Source organism: Psychrobacillus sp. FSL K6-4046 (genome assembly GCF_038624605.1).
Taxonomy (GTDB): domain Bacteria; phylum Bacillota; class Bacilli; order Bacillales_A; family Planococcaceae; genus Psychrobacillus.
The window spans coordinates 51,191-71,586 of sequence record NZ_CP152020.1 but is presented as its reverse complement, the minus strand read 5'-3'; the positions used below and the strand labels follow the sequence as shown (position 1 = coordinate 71,586).

The following is a 20,396-nucleotide window of genomic DNA, read 5'->3' as shown; positions in this document are numbered from 1 at the left end:
CAAAAAGATTCTTCCAGCTAACCGAAAGACGGGCTGAAAAAATAACTGGTAAAGGAGAATTCCTAACACTTGTGCAAGTGGATCATAAATTCTCCAAATCCCGTCTCGTACATTAAAAAGAATGTAAAAGGTCGCTAGTCCCATTAAAATCCAAATAACTATTTCTAACACTACCTGATATTTAAAAACAAAGGAACGCTTGGGAGTATGCTCCGTTATAAAACGCGTTCCTTCTATTACAGCACCAACTAAAATACCGCTGCCGATCATTAGCATTAAACTATAAAACTGTAGAGAAAGTGTCATCCGAATAATTTATGAAGTAATCCTCTAGCACCGTCTGAACTTTGTTCCTCATCGTACTCCATAGATCGTACAATGCCCTCCAAAGTTAGAAGTCCTTTATCAACATCTAGATGGACAATCTTCAAGTCCTCTCCTTTGATATGAAGGGTTCCTTGAGATGTACGTACATAAAATTCCTGCTGATCAAATCGTTCGATTGCTTTTACAGATGTTAAGTCCATTCTTTTACGATTTCTTAGTGAAATTAAGTGATCCCCCGACGGAATTGTGATAGTTTGATTCTCTGCTTGATATTGCATATACTCTCTCCTCTCCTTGTCCTAATCTATTGTATGCTCCATATAAAAAAAGCATGACACAATCTCATGCTTTTTTTTAAAAGAATTTATTCTTAATAGATTTAGCCGGAAAGGAAGACTATCATCTTCCACTTTAAACGTAATCTTTGAAAACCAAGATAATCTTTCTCCTAATCTTCATCGTCAATGAACTGAGGATCTACCTTCTCTAATCTCTCTTCTTTAATAATGGTGAACATGGATGCAGCTTCTTCTTTTTTAGCAGAGTCTTTAATCCCGTCCACGGATGCAGTCACAACCTTTTGGCCGAAACGAATAGATAGCTCGTCACCAACCTTAACGTCAGAGCTAGCCTTTGCCACCTTATTATTAATGGTAATACGTCCTTGATCCGCTACCTCTTTAGCTAATGTTCTTCTTTTAATAAGTCTTGAAACTTTTAGAAATTTATCTAATCTCATATCCTCACTGCCTCTCTAATTTTTTGGCATCCTTCCAAAACTGGTCAAGCTCCTCTAAGTTATAATCTTCAAAGCTTCCTCTGTTTTGTTGAACACATCGTTCTATATATTCAAATCTTCTTTTGAATTTTTGATTTGCTTGCATCATGGCAAGCTCTGGAGATAGTCCGTAAAAACGTGCTAAATTCACCACGGTAAATAATAAATCTCCCAGCTCATCTGTTTGCGCTTCTTTATCATTAGACAAGAGCTCAGCCTTCCACTCCTGCAGTTCTTCCTCAAACTTCTCCCAAGCTCCAGAAACCTCTGGCCAATCAAAGCCAACTTTGGCAGCTCTTTTTTGATAATTAAAGGAGGTCAGTAGAGACGATTCCGTTCGTAATTCATCCTCTAATAAAGATTTTGACGTTTTCTTACCTTCTTTTGCTTTGATCTCTTGCCAATTACTTAATACTTGTTCTGTACTATTTGCTTCTACATCTCCAAAAACATGCGGATGTCTTCGAATCATTTTTTCAGTTATAGAAGCTAGTACATCCTCTAAACTGAAGTATCCATTGTCTTCTCCTATTTGAGCATGTAAGAAAACCTGTAACAGTACATCTCCCAGCTCTTCTACAATATGATCGTCATCTTCCTCGTCTATTGCTTGAAGTAGCTCGTAAACCTCTTCTACTGCATATTTTTTCAAGGTTGTATGAGTTTGTTCCTTATCCCAAGGGCACCCATTAGGACCCCGCAGCTGGGCTACCACCTCTCGAAGAGTTTGCCATTCCTTTACACGACTTTCTTTTTCATGAATAGGTGGAACGTATAAGGTGGTTAAATTATTTAATTCCATTTCCCGATCCAGTTCAAATAAAGGCACCTTTTTTAAAACTTCTTCGGAGGAACCTGCCGCTGTCACTATTGTGACCTCGAAATCGTCCGGATACTTTTCCATTAGTGTTAGCTTAACGTCTGAAGCACTAAAGGAATCATAAACCTGCCCTATTAAAACGTGAGAATTCATCTGTATATCATCTCGCTTAAAGCTAGTTCCGTCTAACAATTGAAATCCTTCTATAGGATCTATGCGAAGAGCTCCAAAAATAGGGTCTAGAAAGCTCTGCCCGCCCTCTATAGTAATCGTTGCCTTGCCTTGTTTTTCAGCCTGAACCAATAGTTGCACGGTTTGCTCCGCTACTAAAGGGTGGCCAGGAACAGCATAAATTATTGGATTTACAGCTGACAGCTTCAGAAGATTTTCCACTATCTCTTTGTACACATTCTCAAATTGATCATTCTTTTCATAAATAGCATCGAAGCTAGTCCATGTTACGCCCTCTGTTTGAAGCTCTTGAAGGACTGGATGCTGTTCTGTACGAACATATAAATGGGTTGCATTTTTTAACTTTTTATAAATCCCTAGTGGAAGCTGATTTAAATCACCGGCCCCAAGTCCGATTATTGTAATCTCGTGCATCTTCTCACAACCTTACTTTTCTTTATTTAGCCAAAGCTGGAGCTTGGCCATTCTTCTTCCAAAGGGAAGTAAGAACCATTCTTTCTCTGCAATTACACGTCTTTTCGTCAATAGAAAGATAAAAACTATTGCACCAAGCATTACCGAACTAAGTGAAATGACTACTGCCTCCACTCTGCTAGATAAAATTTCAACTGGAAAATGATCTATAAGCCTAGTATAAGCAATAACGATTACGAACATAACTAATGATGCCTGAGCAACTCCCTTATAAAAACTGTTGGGAGCGAAGCGTATTTTCCACTGTTTTTTAAAGTAAAGCAACATCAACATACATGCAATAGCTAAACTAGCATTCCCCGACCAGGCAGCACCAATTACACCATAACTAGGTATTAGTATACCGTTTAATATCCATTTACAGCACACACAAAGTAATAGGATTAGGGTTGGAACTCTCACCTTCCCCCCTCCTTGAAGCATGGCCATGAATGTTAATATTAAAGACATCCAAATTATCTGCAAAGAAAATACCATGAGAGTAATAGATTCTGCACGCGTTTTAAACAGCATTTCGTTTAAATATGGAAGTACTGCAATAAGTCCTAATGCGGCAGCAATTCCAAACGTAAAGGCTATTCTAAACGTCAACTGCATAAATGGTTGGGCCGTTCTTCCTTTGTCTTTATTTAAACGATGTGCAACAAGAGGCACGATAGAAAGAGAAAGGGTAGAGGCGATGACAATACCAAGCTGTACGAGTGGTTGGCCTCGATCATATACGCCCTTTTTCTCCATCGCCTCTTGTCTACCCATTCCATTATCTATTAGTAACTGAAATACTGTGAAGGAGTCTACCAGTTGAAGAAGTAAAAATAGCAATGCACTTATACTTGCACTTATACTTAGCATCGTCAGTTGCTTTACGATGGGCCATACAGGCACCGATCCTACACTCTCTTCTTTACCTGTTTTCTTTGTAATCTTCCAATAGACTATTCCTAAGAAAACTACTCCTCCCAATTCTCCAGCAACTGCTCCATACATCGCCATACTACCCGCTTTATATAAATCAGAGCTATTTAAGAGAACTACCCAGGTCCCGAGTAAAATAACCGAAACACGAATGGCCTGCTCTAGTATCTGAGCATAAGCAACTGTCCCCATTCGTCCCTCTGCTTGAAATTCTCCTTTTAGGACTGCAAGGAGTGGCATAAGCAGAATGACATAGGATCCTGCTCTTAAAAGCTGAGCTAGTTGGACATCCCCCATAAAACTGCCTAATAAATTTGCACCAAAAAATAAGAAAACAAAAAATATAATAGAAATAATTCCGATATAATAAAAAGCAATTTTTCTTATTTTAGGGATTGCAAAGGTTTTCCCATTCGCTTTATAATCAGACAAAATTTTGGAAAGTGCTATAGCAAAGCCAAAAGAAGTCCAAGTTGTAATAATCGCAATAAAAGGATAAACCTGTTGGTAAATGTAAAAGCCTTCATCGCCGACTAGGTTTTGAAAGGGTACGCGATAAACTGCACTAAGTAGTTTCACGATAATTGCTGCCACCGTTAGCATGGCAGCGCCCTTCATATACGATTTCATATTCCAATCATTACTCATTTTTAAATCCTTCTTCCATCCAGCAATAGCACTATTATACATGAATATAAAGAATCCTTCCTCTTGTACAAGAGGAAGGTTCATTTAGCTCTCCATTTGCTTTGCTAAGAAATTAGCTGCTGTTTCGATAGCTTTCATTTCTGCTTCTCCGATAAAATGCACTTTAGAGAATAGGAATATAGCGCCTATCGGATCGCCAGAAGCAATGATTGGGGCGATACAGTAGGATTTAACTGTTTCAACTACTCCCGGTACCCATTCTACTGAGTTTTCATGCTTTTCCACTACCATTGTTCTATTATTCACTACATCCTCAACGTCGGAACTTAAACGACGTTTTAAATAATCCTTCTTAGATAACCCTGCTGCAGCAATCATTTCATCGCGATCACTAATAAGTACTGGCGTACCTAACGTTTCATAAAGCGTTTCAGCATACTCTTTTGCAAAGTCTCCAAGCTCACTAATTGGAGAATATTTTTTTAGGATAATTTCTCCTTCTCGGTCTGTAAAGATTTCTAAAGGATCACCTTCTCGTATACGAAGGGTTCTACGTATTTCTTTTGGAATTACAACTCTACCTAGATCATCAATTCTACGTACTATGCCTGTTGCTTTCATGTAATGTGTGCCTCTCTTTCGACAGAATGGAAATTAAAGTTCATTTCTGCCATAGTATGCCTCACATTACCCAATAATATGCAATACGTTAATTTACTTCTAATTTCTTTTTTGCTTTAGGTAATAAACTCATTATTTCTTCTAATACATCAAACGTATTTAACTTTCCTATTTTACGCTCATCTATGGTGACAACTAAGTTGCCCTTATCTACATTAAAGCCTACAGCACGACCAAACTTCATCGTTTCCTCTAACAGTAATGCACCATCAATAGATTGTGTTCCAGACTCACTCAGCCTAATGGATGTTATCTTATTGGCTTCTTTAATAGATTCTATTCCAGCAATTTTACCCCAGACCTTCATACGAGCAATTCTAAGAAGTACTTCCGTTTCTAGAGGCATATCTCCAAAACGGTCCTGTAATTCTTCAACAATGTCCAAATACTCTTCTTCTGTTTCCATTGCCTTGACTCGCTTATACATTTGAATTTTTTGATATCCATCTGCAATATACTCATCTGAAATATATGCTTCTACTCCTAATACAATTTCAATATCTTGTACTTCTTCTTTTTTAGTTCCAGTTTGTTTTTCTTGTATAGCTTCTTCTAGCATTTGCGTATATAGATCAAATCCTACCGAATCAATAAATCCGTGCTGCTGTGAGCCCAATAGATTTCCTGCTCCTCGGATAGATAAATCTCTCATCGCTATCTTGAAGCCAGATCCAAGCTCTGTAAATTCCTTAACCGCCTGTAGCCTTTTTTCTGCTACATCAGTTAACACTTTGTCCCTTTGATACATTAAGTAGGCATAAGCCACACGATTAGAACGACCTACGCGTCCACGTAGCTGATACAGCTGGGACAGCCCCATTTTATCCGCATCATGGATGATCAACGTATTAACATTCGGTATATCAATTCCAGTTTCTATAATAGTAGTTGTCACAAGGACATCATACTCTCCCTCTAAAAAGCTGATAATGACAGACTCTAGCTCCGTCTCGGACATTTGCCCATGTGCATAGCCTACTCTAGCCGTTGGGACTAACATTTGTATCTCATCAACCTTTCGAGTGATGTCCTCAACGCGGTTGTATAGGAAAAATGCCTGTCCTCCCCTAGCCAGTTCTCTCTCAATAGATTCCCTAACTAAAGCTCCGTTATATTCCATTACATATGTTTGCACTGGGAAACGGTTTTTAGGGGGAGTTTCAATAACGGATAAATCCCGAACTCCAATCATCGACATATGGAGGGTACGAGGAATTGGAGTGGCAGTAAGCGTTAAAACATCAACGTTTGTTTTAAGCTGCTTAATCTTTTCTTTATGCTTAACTCCAAAACGTTGCTCCTCATCCACTACCAATAGCCCTAAATCTTGATATTCTACATCCTTTGACAGGATACGGTGAGTTCCAACTACTATATCCACTAGACCCTTTTTCAGTCCGGTAATTGTTTCTGCCTGTTGCTTCTTTGTGCGGAAACGGCTTAGCATCCCTACCTCAATTGGGAAGTCTTGAAAACGCTCCAACATCGTTTCATAATGTTGTTGCGCAAGAATGGTAGTAGGACATAGAAATGCTACCTGTTTTCCTTCCATCACAGCTTTAAAAGCAGCACGGATCGCAACCTCGGTCTTACCATAGCCCACATCGCCACAAACTAGACGATCCATCGGTCTTGGTCTCTCCATGTCTCGTTTAACCTCTTGAATTGTCCGTAGCTGATCCTCAGTTTCCTCATACGGGAAAGCTGCCTCAAAGGTATGCTGCATCTCTCCATCAGGCTCAAAAGCATATCCAACCTCAGCCTCACGCTTAGCGTAGAGCTTGATCAGCTCATCTGCAATATCTTGAACTGCCGCTGAAACTTTGGATTTTGTTTTCTTCCAATCGGTTCCGCCTAATTTATGAAGCTTCGGATCCTTTTCCCCTGAAGCAACATACTTTTGGATAAGATCTATTTGATCTACTGGTACATAGAGTTTATCCTCGCCTCGATAACGTATATGCAAATAGTCTTTATGAACGCCGTTCACAAGCAAGGTTTCTATTCCTATATATTTCCCTATCCCATGATGGATATGTACAACATTATCTCCAGGCTTTATTTCTGAATAGCTTTTTATACGTTCAGCATTCGTCACTTTTTGTGTACGAGATTTTTTCTTACTCTTTTGCTTAAACAATTCCGAATCCGTTATGACGGCTATTCTTTGAAGAGGTAATTCGAAACCTGCTTCCAGATCTCCCTCTACGATAAAAATTCCTGGGTTATTTAAATCATTTGTAGACGTACCAATCTGGGAAACTATTTCATAATCTTCTAGAACCGTATGGACTTTTTGAACACGGTCTTTACCATCTGCCAAAATAATTACTCTAAATTTACCTTGAGCAAATCTCTCTGTTTCATTTTTTAGCAGATGCATTTGTCCATGGAAATTTTGCATAGGCTTACACGAAACGCTCATCGCCTTCTTTATAACAATGCCAGAAAAAGTACGTGAAAATAATGATAGGTACACCTTATAGTTAGAAAGCATATGAATGATTTCTTTCAAGTGGTACGACGGTTTTACACTATGGACAGTCTTCCCTTCTTCTAATAAGGAAAGATACCAATCATTTTCTTCTTTTTCCAAAGTCTCTGTTACTTCTTGGATTCTTCCAAGCTCATCGAACATAACAATTCCTTGTGGATCAAAATAACTTCCTAAAAAGCTGTCTTCTTCTATCAAGGAGATGTACTTCATAAACTCCTTTGGTTGTTCTCCTTGTTTTAAAAGTTCTATATCCTGTTGTATATTTTGATAAAATTTTTCTTTAATATCCGACAGCTTAACCTTTTTCAAGCTTTCCGCTAATGCTTCCTCGAGCTTTTGTGCTAGCATCATTTTTTTCTCTTTTGTTAAAACATATTCAGTCGCAGGTAAAATACGAACGTCTTTTAATTTTTTTAATGACCGTTGATCCTCTGCAGAAAAGGTACGAATGGAATCTACTTCTGTGTCAAATAACTCTATCCGAATAGGATCTTCCAAATATAGTGGATATATATCTATAATACCGCCTCGTAATGCAAACTCTCCTGGAGTGGTAACCATCGGCTGACGTACATAACCCATGTCTACTAAACCTTGCAGGAAATTGTCTAATACAAGATCCTCTCCCTCCTTCAGGGAGATGGAGCTATTTTTCCAATCCTCTACGTTCCCCATTCGCTTTTTCAGGCCAGACACTGGAACAATATAGACACCTTTTTTTATATTTAACATGTGATCTAATGTTTCTAAACGTTGTGCACGCAATTCGGGGCTGGCAATAGTTATATCTGCAGCTATCAATTCATCGGCTGGGTATAAACGAACTAAGTCTTCTCCAATTAGCTTGACTAAATCCTCAGCAAGCTTTTGAGCGTGTAAAAGGTTCGGTGTAACAATCAGAATGGGTTTATCTAATTCCTTATGAAGCATTTTAGTAAAGACAGCACGTGCGCTTCCTGATAGACCCGTGATTAATGTTTGGTCTATACCATTCTCTAAATCTTTCACTAGCTTTTGCATTTGTTTATCTTCGATTAATACATTACTTAGTAATTCCATTTTCACCCACCCTTATCTAATAAACATACAAACGATTTACGCTACAATTAAAAACAGAAAAAGGCTTTGTGCACGAAGTGTGCCAAAGCGTTTACTGTATCCATTTTTTTAATGCATAATAGCTAGGAAACTTTTGCAAAGAGGTTTGACACTCTTCACAAATACACTGTATCGTATAATCTCCCTCAGCCCCCGTTTGTATATATATGTGTTGTTCTTCTGGCTCAATATTGTGTTTTTCTAAAAAAGCCTCGTCTATGGAATCGAATGGTAGCTGACCAACTTCTGTTTCACAATGGCGACATCTATAACGAATCGGCATAGCCATTAACCCCCTTTTTAGGAAGTATAGGCTTTTACTTCAACTTTTATGCACCATTAAAAACATTCATTACTTCAAGAAAGCTCTTCGTAAACCATTGTTCGCAAGCATCCGCGCTCTTTTTAATCGCTAAATCAATTTCTGGTTTTTCTTCATTGGTGAAATTGGAGAGTACATAGTCTGGAACCTTCATCCCGTTTTTTGGACGGTCCACTCCGATTCGAATTCGATTAAATTCCTGTGTACCCAAATGTTGAATGATGGACTTAATCCCGTTATGACCTCCCGCACTTCCCTTTTGGCGAAGTCGTAGCTTCCCAGCTTGTAAGTCTAAATCATCATAAATAACAACTAATTCCTCATCCTCTACATCAAAATAATTCATCATCGGAACGATACATTCTCCCGATAAATTCATATATGTTAAAGGTTTTAGAAGCATCACTTTTTCAGTTCCTACAAAGCCAGCGCCGTACATTCCATTAAATTTTGATTGATTGAGGGGAATGTTTAAACGCTTGGACAGTTCATCTATTACATGAAAACCAATATTATGTCTTGTTCCTTCATATTGCTTGCCTGGGTTTCCTAGGCCAACGATCATTTTCATTTCTTTCCATTCCTTTTAACCTTATTTCTTTTATTTTAACATAAGAGGGATGAGTAAAGCCCATAAATCAGTTTGTTCACTTGGAACATCACCTTCTTTTAAAGCAAAAGAATGGAACCCAGTTCCTAAACTAATAATTGTATCGGTGCATAACTAAAGACGAGAATGTCGATTAAACATCATTCTCGCCTTTAGGATTGCTTGCATAATTTTAGTAGGGACTCACCCTATTACTTTATTCCTCTGAGGATGCTTCTTCTGTTCCTTCGGCATCTGCCTCAGCTTCTGTTTCAGTATCCGATTCTGTCTCAACTCTTGGAGCAGATACAGTTACTAAAGTATAGTCGTCATCTTCGACTATTTTATAATCTACCTTTTCACGAACGTCTCCAACTGTTAGCGTATCACCGATAGCGATATTAGTTACATCTACTTCTATAGAATCTGGAATATCGGAAGGTTTTACAATAACAGTAAGTTCTCTGTTTGGCTGTTGAAGTAATCCACCCTCTGAGACACCTACAGAAGTTCCAGTTGTGTTAACTGTTACACTTACTTCTAATTCTTCCTTCATATTAATCGCGAGAAAGTCCGCATGAATCATTTGAGCCTTTAATATATTCATTTGATAATCATTCAATACAACGTTTAGAGATTGACCTTCTACATCAATTTTCATTACGCCATTTCTACCAACTTCACGTAATGTTTTTATTAAATCTTTTTCATCTACCGCAATTGGTTGAGACTCTGTTTCAAAACCATATACAACTGCCGGTATGTACCCACTATTTCTTAGCTTGGTATTGTTTTTATGTTCTCTCTTTTGTGCTTTAATAATCGTAGCCATAAATAAAATCATCCTCCCGATGTAATTGGTAACTAAAGATAAGATACCCTTCGGGAGGATGATTCAAACATCTATGAGATTAATCAAACAAAGTACTTACAGATTTTTCTTCAAATACACGAACAATTGCATCACCTAATAATTTTGCAACTGATAGTTCTTTAATTTTTGGTGAGTGCTTATCTTCTGGTAATTGAATAGAGTTTGTAATAACCAATTCTTTAATAACAGAGTTATCTATACGTTCAATTGCTGGCCCCGATAGCACTGGGTGTGTACAACATGCATACACTTCTTTTGCACCGCTTTCCATTAAGGCCGCAGCAGCAATCGATATAGTTCCCGCAGTATCAATAATATCGTCGATTAAAATTGCCGTTTTTCCTTCTACATTACCAACTATGTTCATTACTTCTGCAACATTAGGGCGTGGACGTCGTTTATCAATAATAGCAATTGGCGCTTTCAAACGGTCTGCCATTTTACGTGCACGAGTAACTCCACCATGGTCAGGTGAAACAATAACAATTTGAGAAGGATCTAGGTTTTTCGTTAAGAAGTAGTCAGATAAGATAGGCACAGCTACTAAATGATCGATTGGAATATCGAAGAAACCTTGGATTTGTGGTGCATGCAAGTCTAAAACAATTGCGCGAGTTGCTCCAGCAGAAGTTAGCAGGTTAGCTACTAGCTTAGCTGTGATCGGTTCACGAGCACGAGCTTTTCTGTCTTGTCGAGCATATCCGTAATATGGTAATACAACACTTACGGTACGAGCAGAAGCACGTTTAACTGCATCTAACATGATTAATAATTCCATTATATTTTCGTTTACAGGACCTGAAGTGGATTGAACGATAAATACATCACATCCACGTATGCTCTCTTCGATATTAATTTGGACTTCGCCATCGCTAAATCTTGTTACAGTACTTTTCCCTAGCGGAACTCCAACCTCTTTTGCAATTTCTTCTGCTAATTTCTTATTCGAATTAAGAGTAAATATTTTTAGTTTGGCATTTTCATATCGATGAGTCATGATAATCCTCCTGAATAGTAATTGGTTATTTTAGATTGAGTTTGTTTACGTAGCCTTCTTTGTTTTCTTGTCGAGCACGACCAATAGCAAGTGCTTCACCTGGAACATCCTTAGTAATCGTAGATCCAGCTGCTATATATCCCTTTTTACCGATTGTTACAGGTGCTATTAGATTAGAATTACATCCAACAAATGCATCGTCTTCAATAGTTGTTACAAATTTATTTTTACCGTCGTAATTAACCGTAATAGCTCCGCAACCAATATTCACATTAGTTCCTATAGATGCATCGCCCATATAGCTTAGGTGAGAGATTTTACTCCCATTGCCAACTACCGATTTTTTCACTTCCACAAAGTTACCAATCTTAACTTGGTCACCCAATTCAGAGTCTGGTCGTATGTGTGCGAATGGGCCTACTGAGGTATGGTTACCAACTTCACTTGATAATACAACAGAAGAGTGAATAGTTGTTTCATCACCAATGACACTAGAGACTATGTGGCTATTTGGGCCAATTGTACATTTTTCTCCGATAATTGTCTTACCCTCAATGATAACTCCTGGCTGTAGAACAGTGTCAGAGCCAATTGTTGCTTCACTGCTTATATATGTACTTTGAGGGTCTATAATAGTTACCCCTTCACGCATATGGTGTTTGGCTATTCTAGCACGCATAATTTGTTCTGCTTGCGATAGTGCAACACGATCATTAATTCCAAGCGTTTCATCAAAGTCTTTCGCTGCATATGCAGAAATAACTTCTCCATCTTGTTGTAAAATTCCAATAACATCAGGTAAATAATACTCACCTTGAGTATTTTCATTTTTTACTAACTTTAATGATTTAAACAATGCTTCGTTGTCAAAGCAGTAAGTACCAGAGTTAATCTCTTTGACAAGCTTCTCTTCTGAATTTGCATCTTTGTCTTCTACTATAGACTTAACGTTCCCTTGCTCAGTACGAATAATTCGTCCATAACCAGCTGGATCATCTGCTATTGCAGTCAAAATAGTAGCTTTTGCATTTGTTTCTTTGTGATGTTTAAGCAATTCCTTAATAGTTTCTGCTGTTATTAAAGGAGTATCGCCACACACAACAATAGTTGTTCCCTTCAGGTTAGAAAGAGCTTCTTCTGCTTGTAAAACAGCATGTGCTGTACCTAGTTGCTCAGATTGTAAAGCATATTCGCTTCTGCTTCCAAGCTTACTTTGCACTAATTCGGCACCATGACCAACAATAGTCACGATTCTTTCTACCCCTACCTGATCCATGTTATCAATAACATGTTCTACCATTGGTTTTCCACACACAGGATGTAATACTTTATATAGACTAGATTTCATACGAGTGCCTTTACCAGCTGCCAAAACAACTGCATAGGTATTTGTCATTTGATATTCCCTCCAGTGGGCTAATTTCCTCTTTTGACTATATAGGAAAAGAGGGTTTTTTTCAAGGAATTATCTCTTGACAAATACATGACAAAACAAGTAATATATATATTTTTTTGTTAAATCATACTTTATTTTTATATAACAAATCTTAACGATTAGATTGAATATGACATATATATGCTTTTTAATAATTGATTTCTGCTTTATTGTAATAACTTTCCCAGAATGATGATATTTATAAAATTGACTCATTTGCTAAATAAATTATAGTGAAATTATTTTTTTAGGAAGGGAGAGGCAGCCTATAAATAATTATTCCACATTTAGCTTAAAGATATATCCATCACGTATCATCTTATGATACGAGTTTTAGGCCAACAGCGGCGCCTAAAATCATTCCAATAAAAATTAGTCGTTTCGGGTCTTTAGATTCTCCATATAAAACCATACCTAATATCGCTCCTCCAGAGGCTCCAATACCTGTCCAAATAGCATACGCTGTTCCCATAGGAAGAGTTTTCATGGAATAAGCCAAAAGAAGAAAACTTGCTCCAAATCCGAGTATTAAGAGTACTACCGCTTGCCAATTACGATCTTTATGCAATTTACTTATCATCGCCACTCCGAACATTTCACAAACACCTGCTAAAATTAATGAAATCCAAGCCATTAAGATTCACTCCTTTCCTGAACTTTTTCCTTTGTAATTAATTTCAACCCAATTACTCCAGCAAGTAATAGTACAATCAAGAATACTTTTTCTACTTGAAATGGTTCGTCAAAGAATAGAATCTCAGAAAATACAGTCCCTGCTGTACCTATACCAACGAAAATAGCATAAACAGTACCTACAGGAAGTTCTCGACCAGCCATAATCATTAAATAGAAACTGATAAAGATAGCAATAACTGTTCCAGCCCAAGTCCAAAAATCGTCTGCATACTTTAATCCAATAACCCAAAAAACCTCAAATAATGCAGCAATGAACACTTTAATCCATGCCTTATCCATCTAAAAAAACCTCCAATATATTATTATTCTCAAAAAAAAGCCTGAGAGAAACTATTAAACAGTTTCTCCCAGGCTTTTATCCTTCCGTGACACAGCAAAGCTGTGAGTTTTCTCTCGGTCCAGACCAACCACAACGGTTGCGGAACCCTAGAAAACATTCAAAGTATTTTATTATGGATATTATATAGTTGTTTATTAGTAAAGTAAAAGTATAAGATTCTTATAGCCTGTTTCTGAACGCTAACTACAACTGAAGATAGTCTTATATAGTCGCTTCTTCCACTTCCGCTATTACATCATCACTTAAATGATAGGCATATAGCACAGCATCCTGAATTTTAGATCGTGTGCCTACATTTATAGGATGAGCTATATCTCGAAATTCCCCTTCTGGTGTTCGCTTACTTGGCATAGCCACAAATAACCCTGCATTTCCTTCGATAACTCTAATGTCATGGACTACAAACTCGTTGTCTAGTGTTATAGAAGCGATTGCCCTCATACGCCCATCGGTTAATACTTTACGCAATCTCACATCTGTCACTTCCATATAATCTCTCCTTCCCCCTAGTTGCAAATATCTATATTAACTTACTATTCCACAAAAATTTAAAAATTCCTGCTTTGTTTTAGAATATTTTTAATATTATATACATTAAAAAACTATCAAAAAATAGTATAAAAGACGAGGGGATTTTACAAAACTTATTTGGAGTATGACTTGAGGTTCTTGTATCCTTATTGTTCGATGAAATGCTTGTGGGAGTGACAATAAAGTAAACTTAAAGAAAATCTAAAAAAGCACATAATTTCCGAAGAAAGCATGTGCCTTAGCTTTAAATAACTGCTATAACTTCAATTTCTACCTTTACATCTTTAGGTAAGCGAGCAACCTCTACAGCTGAACGAGCAGGCTTGTGATCACCAAAATGTTTTTCATAGGCAGCATTGAATTCAACAAAATCGTTCATATCTTTTAAAAAGACAAGAGTTTTTACTACCTTGGACAAGGAAGAACCAGCTTCAGTTAGAACAGCTTCTAAGTTAGCGAAAACTTGGTCAGTCTGTTCCGTAATAGAACCATCAATTACTTCTCCGGTTGGCGTTAATGGAATTTGACCTGAGCTATAAAACATTCCGTTAACTACCATACCTTGTACGTATGGACCTATTGCAGCTGGAGCCTTATTCGTTGATACTATTTTCATTTGATTTTCCACCCCTCGTGAAATAATTACCTTCAGTTAAAGCGATCGTACCGTCTTTTTCATTTACTTCATGTAACTTTAATAAAGACAAGTAATTCTCAACCAATTGTTCCCCTGTATGCTCCGCTTCCACTAAGACAGCTATGCCCGCAAGCTCACAGTTAAACTCCTCAAGTAAGCTTTTCATACCATTGATAGTTCCTCCAACTTTCATAAAGTCGTCGGTAATTAGCACACGCTGGCCTTTTTCCATACTTCTTTTAGAAAGAACCATTGTTTGAATTCTTCTAGCTGAACCAGAAACATAATTTATGCTGACAGTAGGTCCTTCTGTGACCTTACTATCCCGTCGCACTACAACTACAGGAACATTTAAGTGTCTTGCAATAGCATGAGCAATAGGAATACCTTTTGTTGCAACTGTCATAATAGCATCGATTTTTGTATCGACAAATGCAGATGCAAATACCTTCCCTATTTTGTTCATTAGCATTGGTTCACCCAAAAGGTCAGTCATATACAAATAACCACCGGGTAAGAGACGTTCCGCTTTAGAAAGTTGGTCCATTAATTCCTGAGCGATTTTCTTAACATCCTGGTCTGTCATAGTTGGAATAAATTTAACTCCCCCTGTTGCACCAGGTACAGTCACAAGTATACCTTTGCCTCTTTCTTCAAATGTTTCTTTTACTATCGTTAAATCTTCACTAATAGAAGATTTTGCAGACTGATATAAAGCAGCAAAATAAGTTAAAGGGATTAGTTTATGTGGATGCTCCATTAAATATTGAGTCATGTCCACTAACCGTTCACTTCTTTTCCATTTCATCATTTTCCACCTCTAATCACGAATATTTTAAACAAAACTTACCACAATTATACGTGTTTAAGCAAGTGGTTCTCTATCTCCCATTAGCCTAACGGCATATACCTCATCACAGAATCCTCGTAGCCCGTTATATATTCTCTGTACTCGTGATTCTTGGTTTACAAGTCCAAAAACAGTTGGACCACTACCACTCATTAATACAGCATCAGCTCCGAAGCGTTGCATTTGCTCTTTTAGGTTAGCTACTTCAGGGTATAGTTTTAGTGTTACATCTTCTAAAACATTCCCAAGTGAGTTGCACATCAAATCATAATCCTTGTCCTTAATAGCATTTACCATTGCTGTTGTTTTCGGATGAACTATTTGATCAATTTTTAAATTTCCATATACATCTGCAGTAGATACCCCTAATGTTGGCTTAGCTAATATAACCCAACAGTTGGCCGGTGCCGGAAGCTCTTGGATTTTTTCTCCTCGCCCGGTCGCCAATGCAGTCCCACCGTATACACAAAATGCCACATCTGACCCTATTTTTGTTCCTATTTGAGCTAGCTCGTCTAAAGTGAGATTTAATCCCCACAGAACATTTAGCCCCTTTAAAGTTGCCGCAGCGTCACTACTACCACCTGCAAGTCCTGCTGCAACTGGTATATTCTTTTCGATTTTAATAGAGACGCCAGACTTCACCTTGTACATTTCTTTAAGTATCTTTGCCGCTTGATAGGCAAGGTTACGATGATCATTTGGAACAAAACGATCGACTGAAATAATATGTATAGCTCCGTCTTCTCTCATTTCTAACCCGATGCGGTCTGCTAAATCTACAGTGGTCATAATCATTTCCACCTCATGATAGCCATCAGGGCGTTTATGTAATACATCAAGTGTTAAATTTATCTTAGCAGGTGCTTTCACATAGTACATCCCATCTGCTCCTTTTCCTACTTATGCTGTTCCCTATTTTACCATAGTCCTTCCTTTTTGAAAAAAATGAGAACAATAAGAAAAGTATAAGCATTGACTCTACCCATTAAACGAATGGTGGAATGGGAATGGAAGAGGTGATTAAAAAAAGAAAAGGCATAGATCGCCTTTTCTTTGCTAGTTGTATTTTATTTTGGATATCGAACTTAGGTAATCTTGTTTATTTACTTTGGTTGTTCATTTGTTGTTCAGCCATTTCAATTGCACGTTTTACCATATTACCTGCGTCTCGGGATTTAATCCCACCCCAGCCTTCTGTTTTGACTACATCATAAAATCCAAGATCCTTGGCAATCTCTTCTTTTAATTCCTTAGACATAATCCCTCTTCTAGCCATATGGTGAATCCTCCTCAAAACAACTAGCAACGTTAGTATGTGCATTTAAAAGAAAAAAACTCCTATCCACTCATTCGAATGGGATAGGAGTTTTTGCCATATAAAAACGTAAAAATAAAAGTTCTAAACAATCATTTTACTACAATTGAATTATTTGCTTCATCATAAATAGTGATTTCTACTGCTTCTGTCAAAATGTCTGCGTAACTATAAGATACCCGTTCAAAAGAATTTTCATCTTGATCCAAATCGATTACGAACACTGCATGATAGGTTTCTCTTAACACCCCTGCACGTTCAATTGTTTTCTTACGACCTCCGTTTGCTTTTAATTGCAAACGTTTCCCTAAATGATGATCTAATGACTTTTTAATATCAGCTAAAGTTTTTGGCATTCCGCTTACACCTCACTGACTCAATCCTAACACATATCCATTTTTTTGTCAAACAAAACATTTTATCAACTTACACATACTCTTGTCAACGTTTTTATTAATCGTTTTTACTACTTTATTTATTAACATTACTAATATTGTAACAAGTAAATTTAATGGAAATTTGGATACAGCTCATCTGCTAGCCTTCCAAACTCTTCAATACTCAGCGTTTCTCCTCTACGTGTGGGTGATACGCCTACCTTCTCCAGTGCTTGAATGATTAGTTCCTTCTTCTCCTTCCCATTAGGAAGGGAGGATTGTAGGTTATTTATTATAGTTTTTCTTCGTTGCACAAAAGAACCTCTTGAAACTTTAAATAAGAAATCCTCATCTATCACTTGTACTGGCGGAGTTTCATGGCGAGTTAGCTTAATTACCGCAGAGTCTACGTTTGGCGGTGGCATAAAGACAGCCCTAGGAACAGTCATAGCCACCTCGGCTTTCATATAATACTGAATTGCAATTGACAAAGACCCATAAGCCTTGGTCCCCGGCGAAGCGGTAATTCTATCAGCCACCTCCTTCTGCATCATCACAACCATCCCCCTTATAGGCAAACGATCCATTAATAGCTTCAGCAAAATTGGGGTTGTTACATAGTATGGCAAATTAGCTACAACCATGACATCTTTATAATCAGTTAACTTTTCCTCAAATACTTCTAGCATATTCGCCTCTAGAATATCCTTGTGAATGATTTCTACATTGTTATATGGTGAGAGTGTATCTGCTAGCACAGGCAACAAACGCTGATCTATTTCAAAAGCGATTACTTTTCCAGCTTCTCTTGCTAGATGTTCTGTTAAAGCTCCTATTCCCGGGCCAATTTCAATTGCGGCTGATTCATTTGTTAAATTGGCATGACTAACGATATTTCTAAGAATATTAGGATCTATTAAGAAATTTTGTCCTAAGCTCTTTTTAAAAGAAAAACCATATTTTTTTAGTATTTCCTGTGTGCGTATAGGAGTTGCTATATCTTTTTGTGTCATTTCGTATTGTCCTCCAAATCGAGTTGCAGAATCGCTGCTTCCAGCTGTTCCTTATTTATTTGAAATATAGTTAGTCTCTTTTGTAACTGCTTTCCATTGGTATAGCCTATTTTTAATAACTCTCCAAGTCGAGTCCTTCTGTCTTTTGCATGTGGGTGTCCAATAAGCTTTCCTGCTATTAGCACTTCTAGTGGAATGGCCGGAAAAGTAGTTTCCATGTCAGTTTTAGGGGTATACACATGACTAAGAGCTTGTCGAATATCTTCATCTTTAGCATGTTCAATCCCTAGTCCCTTACCATTTTTAGCTATCGTTTTTTCTTTTGATAAAAAAGCATGCTTCACCCCAGGGATTTGTTGTTCTATAATGGCACGAATTCTTCTGCCAGGGTAATCTGGGTCAGTGAATACAATGACACCTCTTTTATCTTGAGCGTGCTGAATTTTGATAAGTGTTTCTTTTGATATGGCAGAACCATTAGTTTCTATAGTATCAGCTTCAACTGCTCTTTTTATAGCAGTCGTATCATCTTTTCCTTCTACGACGATTATTTCATTTATTCGCAAGCGTTTTACCTCTTTTCCACTTCTATACTAGCCTCTATCATAACGCAAAAAAGCTCTCCCTATCAACGAGAGGGAAAGCTATACGAAAAATGATATACAATGTCGTATAAAGCGAGTACGTAGTTTACCCGATATCTGTATCTACACCTGCTTTACATACCTTTTATATTATTTTAAAACTTTTACACGAACTTTTTTACGCCCAAAATCATAGGCTTGCGATTTGGAAGCCATAAATAAGTCTATTTTCTTTCCTTTTATAGCACCACCAGTATCTCCAGCCACTGCATAGCCGTAGCCTTCGACCCACACCTTAGACCCAAGAGGAATAACACTAGGATCTACAGCGATCACTTTTACCTCTGGATTAGACTTTAAATTAATACCAGTTGCTGTCACACCTGTACACCCATTACAGTTAGCTGTATACGCTGTAGCTGTGACATAAAACTCGCTTCCTTTGGATGGGGCAGCCGAGGTTTTAGTCCCACGAGATACATTCGCACTTGCAGTCATTACTTTAGTTCCAACTGCTACAACTTTCTTTTTAGGCTCTTTAGTGACTTTTTCACTCACTATGTTACGGGAAACTTCCACCCCGTTTTCTTTAACTACCTCATAAGTGCGCGCAACAGAACCTTTTTCACCTGTTTCAACGATTTTTTCTTTTCCCTTAAGCAGAGAATCATCTTTCTTTGTAACTACTGCAAAGTTTGTTTCTTCCTCAACTACATCGGTGACCTTTTCTACTCTCACTATTTGTATTTCAGAGTTAGGAAGTATAAGTTCATCCATTTTCTGATCTACACGGTCCAATTCATTTAATGAAATGTTATGTTTTTTTAAAAAGTCAGCGACCGTAGTCGAAGTGGACCATAATTTTTGTTCTTCCTTGCCATCTATAAGCGTGACTTCATATGCTTTTTCAATTGCAATTCGATTATCGGGTCCCACCTCTGCATCTGCAGCAGGGGTAATCGCATCATGTTCTGTATAAGCAACATTTGCCTTTGCTAGTATTTCTGATACTACATCATCAGTAGTCTGGACAGTTTGAATTTTACCGTCTACTGTGATTTCTATTTGTCTTGCCTGCTCCCACTCAATCTTAAGATTATTTTTGATTGAAGTGTTCACTGAGGGATGTAAAAAATCATCGTTAGAGACCACTAGATTATTTTCCTCTAGTAGTTCTCCAACGGTATTGGCATGTGTTGTTATTTCTTGTTGTTCTCCGTTAACTGTTATAGCAACAGTTTTCTTTGTTCCTTCGTATAATACGAACGAAACCACTGCAAAAAACAATAGTAAAGATGCAATCGTTACTAGTGTTTTCTTGCTCCTCAATGAATGAAAGAACAGGTTTTTCATGGTATTATTTTGCATGAAAAACGCCTCCTTGTTCACTCGTGTGATTATAT

Annotated in this window: 22 protein-coding genes and 1 riboswitch; all 22 genes read right to left on the bottom strand. The window is 37.6% G+C overall.

The genetic code is table 11. The features are described 5' to 3' along the window. Window positions 1-302: 302 nt before the first annotated feature. Window positions 303-605 carry a sporulation protein YabP gene (yabP, locus tag MKY09_RS00345; protein ID WP_169360362.1) on the bottom strand — a complete coding sequence of 101 codons (303 nt, stop codon included), beginning with the start codon at window positions 603-605 and terminating at the stop codon, window positions 303-305. A 170-nt stretch (window positions 606-775) separates the two neighbouring features. Next, window positions 776-1,066: an RNA-binding S4 domain-containing protein gene (locus tag MKY09_RS00340; protein ID WP_251556966.1), complete on the bottom strand. Its 291-nt coding sequence runs from the start codon at window positions 1,064-1,066 to the stop codon at window positions 776-778. A gap of 4 nt (window positions 1,067-1,070) precedes the next feature. Continuing rightward, the gene (gene mazG / locus MKY09_RS00335) at window positions 1,071-2,531 is read right to left on the bottom strand and encodes a nucleoside triphosphate pyrophosphohydrolase (RefSeq protein ID WP_342560093.1); all 1,461 of its coding nucleotides are present in this window, start codon (window positions 2,529-2,531) and stop codon (window positions 1,071-1,073) included. 12 nt (window positions 2,532-2,543) lie between these two features. Continuing rightward, on the bottom strand, window positions 2,544-4,238 hold the full coding sequence (locus MKY09_RS00330; protein ID WP_342560092.1) for a polysaccharide biosynthesis protein: 1,695 nt from the start codon (window positions 4,236-4,238) through the stop codon (window positions 2,544-2,546). Next, window positions 4,239-4,775, bottom strand: a complete 537-nt coding sequence (gene spoVT, locus MKY09_RS00325) for a stage V sporulation protein T (RefSeq protein WP_169360358.1) — start codon at window positions 4,773-4,775, stop codon at window positions 4,239-4,241. It lies immediately after the preceding gene. A gap of 88 nt (window positions 4,776-4,863) precedes the next feature. Further along, complete coding sequence (gene mfd, locus MKY09_RS00320; protein ID WP_340886182.1) at window positions 4,864-8,391, bottom strand: transcription-repair coupling factor; 3,528 nt, start codon at window positions 8,389-8,391, stop codon at window positions 4,864-4,866. 91 nt (window positions 8,392-8,482) lie between these two features. After that, window positions 8,483-8,713 carry an anti-sigma-F factor Fin gene (locus tag MKY09_RS00315; RefSeq protein WP_251556961.1) on the bottom strand — a complete coding sequence of 77 codons (231 nt, stop codon included), beginning with the start codon at window positions 8,711-8,713 and terminating at the stop codon, window positions 8,483-8,485. A 46-nt stretch (window positions 8,714-8,759) separates the two neighbouring features. After that, on the bottom strand, window positions 8,760-9,323 hold the full coding sequence (gene pth / locus MKY09_RS00310) for an aminoacyl-tRNA hydrolase (RefSeq protein WP_169360355.1): 564 nt from the start codon (window positions 9,321-9,323) through the stop codon (window positions 8,760-8,762). Between the two features lie 235 nt (window positions 9,324-9,558). Continuing rightward, window positions 9,559-10,173: a 50S ribosomal protein L25/general stress protein Ctc gene (locus MKY09_RS00305; protein ID WP_169360354.1), complete on the bottom strand. Its 615-nt coding sequence runs from the start codon at window positions 10,171-10,173 to the stop codon at window positions 9,559-9,561. 79 nt (window positions 10,174-10,252) lie between these two features. After that, window positions 10,253-11,212 carry a ribose-phosphate diphosphokinase gene (locus tag MKY09_RS00300; protein ID WP_169360353.1) on the bottom strand — a complete coding sequence of 320 codons (960 nt, stop codon included), beginning with the start codon at window positions 11,210-11,212 and terminating at the stop codon, window positions 10,253-10,255. A gap of 25 nt (window positions 11,213-11,237) precedes the next feature. Then, the gene (gene glmU, locus MKY09_RS00295; RefSeq protein WP_342560091.1) at window positions 11,238-12,608 is read right to left on the bottom strand and encodes a bifunctional UDP-N-acetylglucosamine diphosphorylase/glucosamine-1-phosphate N-acetyltransferase GlmU; all 1,371 of its coding nucleotides are present in this window, start codon (window positions 12,606-12,608) and stop codon (window positions 11,238-11,240) included. A 358-nt stretch (window positions 12,609-12,966) separates the two neighbouring features. Further along, window positions 12,967-13,281, bottom strand: a complete 315-nt coding sequence (locus MKY09_RS00290; protein WP_340886172.1) for a multidrug efflux SMR transporter — start codon at window positions 13,279-13,281, stop codon at window positions 12,967-12,969. After that, the gene (locus MKY09_RS00285; protein ID WP_340886169.1) at window positions 13,281-13,622 is read right to left on the bottom strand and encodes a multidrug efflux SMR transporter; all 342 of its coding nucleotides are present in this window, start codon (window positions 13,620-13,622) and stop codon (window positions 13,281-13,283) included. The genes MKY09_RS00290 and MKY09_RS00285 overlap by 1 nt, the downstream gene beginning before the upstream one ends. A 63-nt stretch (window positions 13,623-13,685) precedes the next feature. Then, window positions 13,686-13,784: riboswitch (guanidine-I (ykkC/yxkD leader) on the bottom strand. A gap of 100 nt (window positions 13,785-13,884) precedes the next feature. Next, entirely contained in the window at window positions 13,885-14,172 is a 288-nt protein-coding gene (spoVG, locus tag MKY09_RS00280) for a septation regulator SpoVG (protein WP_169360349.1), read from the bottom strand. A gap of 286 nt (window positions 14,173-14,458) precedes the next feature. Continuing rightward, window positions 14,459-14,830 (bottom strand): RidA family protein, encoded by a 372-nt coding sequence (locus tag MKY09_RS00275; protein WP_169360348.1) that lies wholly within the window; start codon window positions 14,828-14,830, stop codon window positions 14,459-14,461. Further along, a complete protein-coding gene (purR, locus tag MKY09_RS00270) occupies window positions 14,808-15,659 on the bottom strand; it encodes a pur operon repressor (RefSeq protein ID WP_169360385.1) in 852 nt (283 codons plus the stop codon). Before purR ends, MKY09_RS00275 begins: the two co-directional genes overlap by 23 nt. 57 nt (window positions 15,660-15,716) lie before the next feature. After that, window positions 15,717-16,583, bottom strand: coding sequence for a 4-(cytidine 5'-diphospho)-2-C-methyl-D-erythritol kinase (ispE, locus tag MKY09_RS00265; protein ID WP_340886162.1), 867 nt, complete (start codon window positions 16,581-16,583; stop codon window positions 15,717-15,719). Between the two features lie 220 nt (window positions 16,584-16,803). Then, entirely contained in the window at window positions 16,804-16,980 is a 177-nt protein-coding gene (locus MKY09_RS00260) for a small, acid-soluble spore protein, alpha/beta type (protein ID WP_144541539.1), read from the bottom strand. A gap of 131 nt (window positions 16,981-17,111) precedes the next feature. Beyond that, window positions 17,112-17,375, bottom strand: coding sequence for a Veg family protein (locus MKY09_RS00255; protein WP_144541541.1), 264 nt, complete (start codon window positions 17,373-17,375; stop codon window positions 17,112-17,114). A gap of 152 nt (window positions 17,376-17,527) precedes the next feature. Continuing rightward, window positions 17,528-18,409, bottom strand: coding sequence for a 16S rRNA (adenine(1518)-N(6)/adenine(1519)-N(6))-dimethyltransferase RsmA (gene rsmA / locus MKY09_RS00250; protein WP_340886160.1), 882 nt, complete (start codon window positions 18,407-18,409; stop codon window positions 17,528-17,530). Next, a complete protein-coding gene (gene rnmV, locus MKY09_RS00245; protein ID WP_340886158.1) occupies window positions 18,406-18,975 on the bottom strand; it encodes a ribonuclease M5 in 570 nt (189 codons plus the stop codon). Before rnmV ends, rsmA begins: the two co-directional genes overlap by 4 nt. 168 nt (window positions 18,976-19,143) lie before the next feature. Next, entirely contained in the window at window positions 19,144-20,361 is a 1,218-nt protein-coding gene (locus MKY09_RS00240) for a ubiquitin-like domain-containing protein (protein ID WP_340886155.1), read from the bottom strand. Window positions 20,362-20,396: the final 35 nt, after the last annotated feature.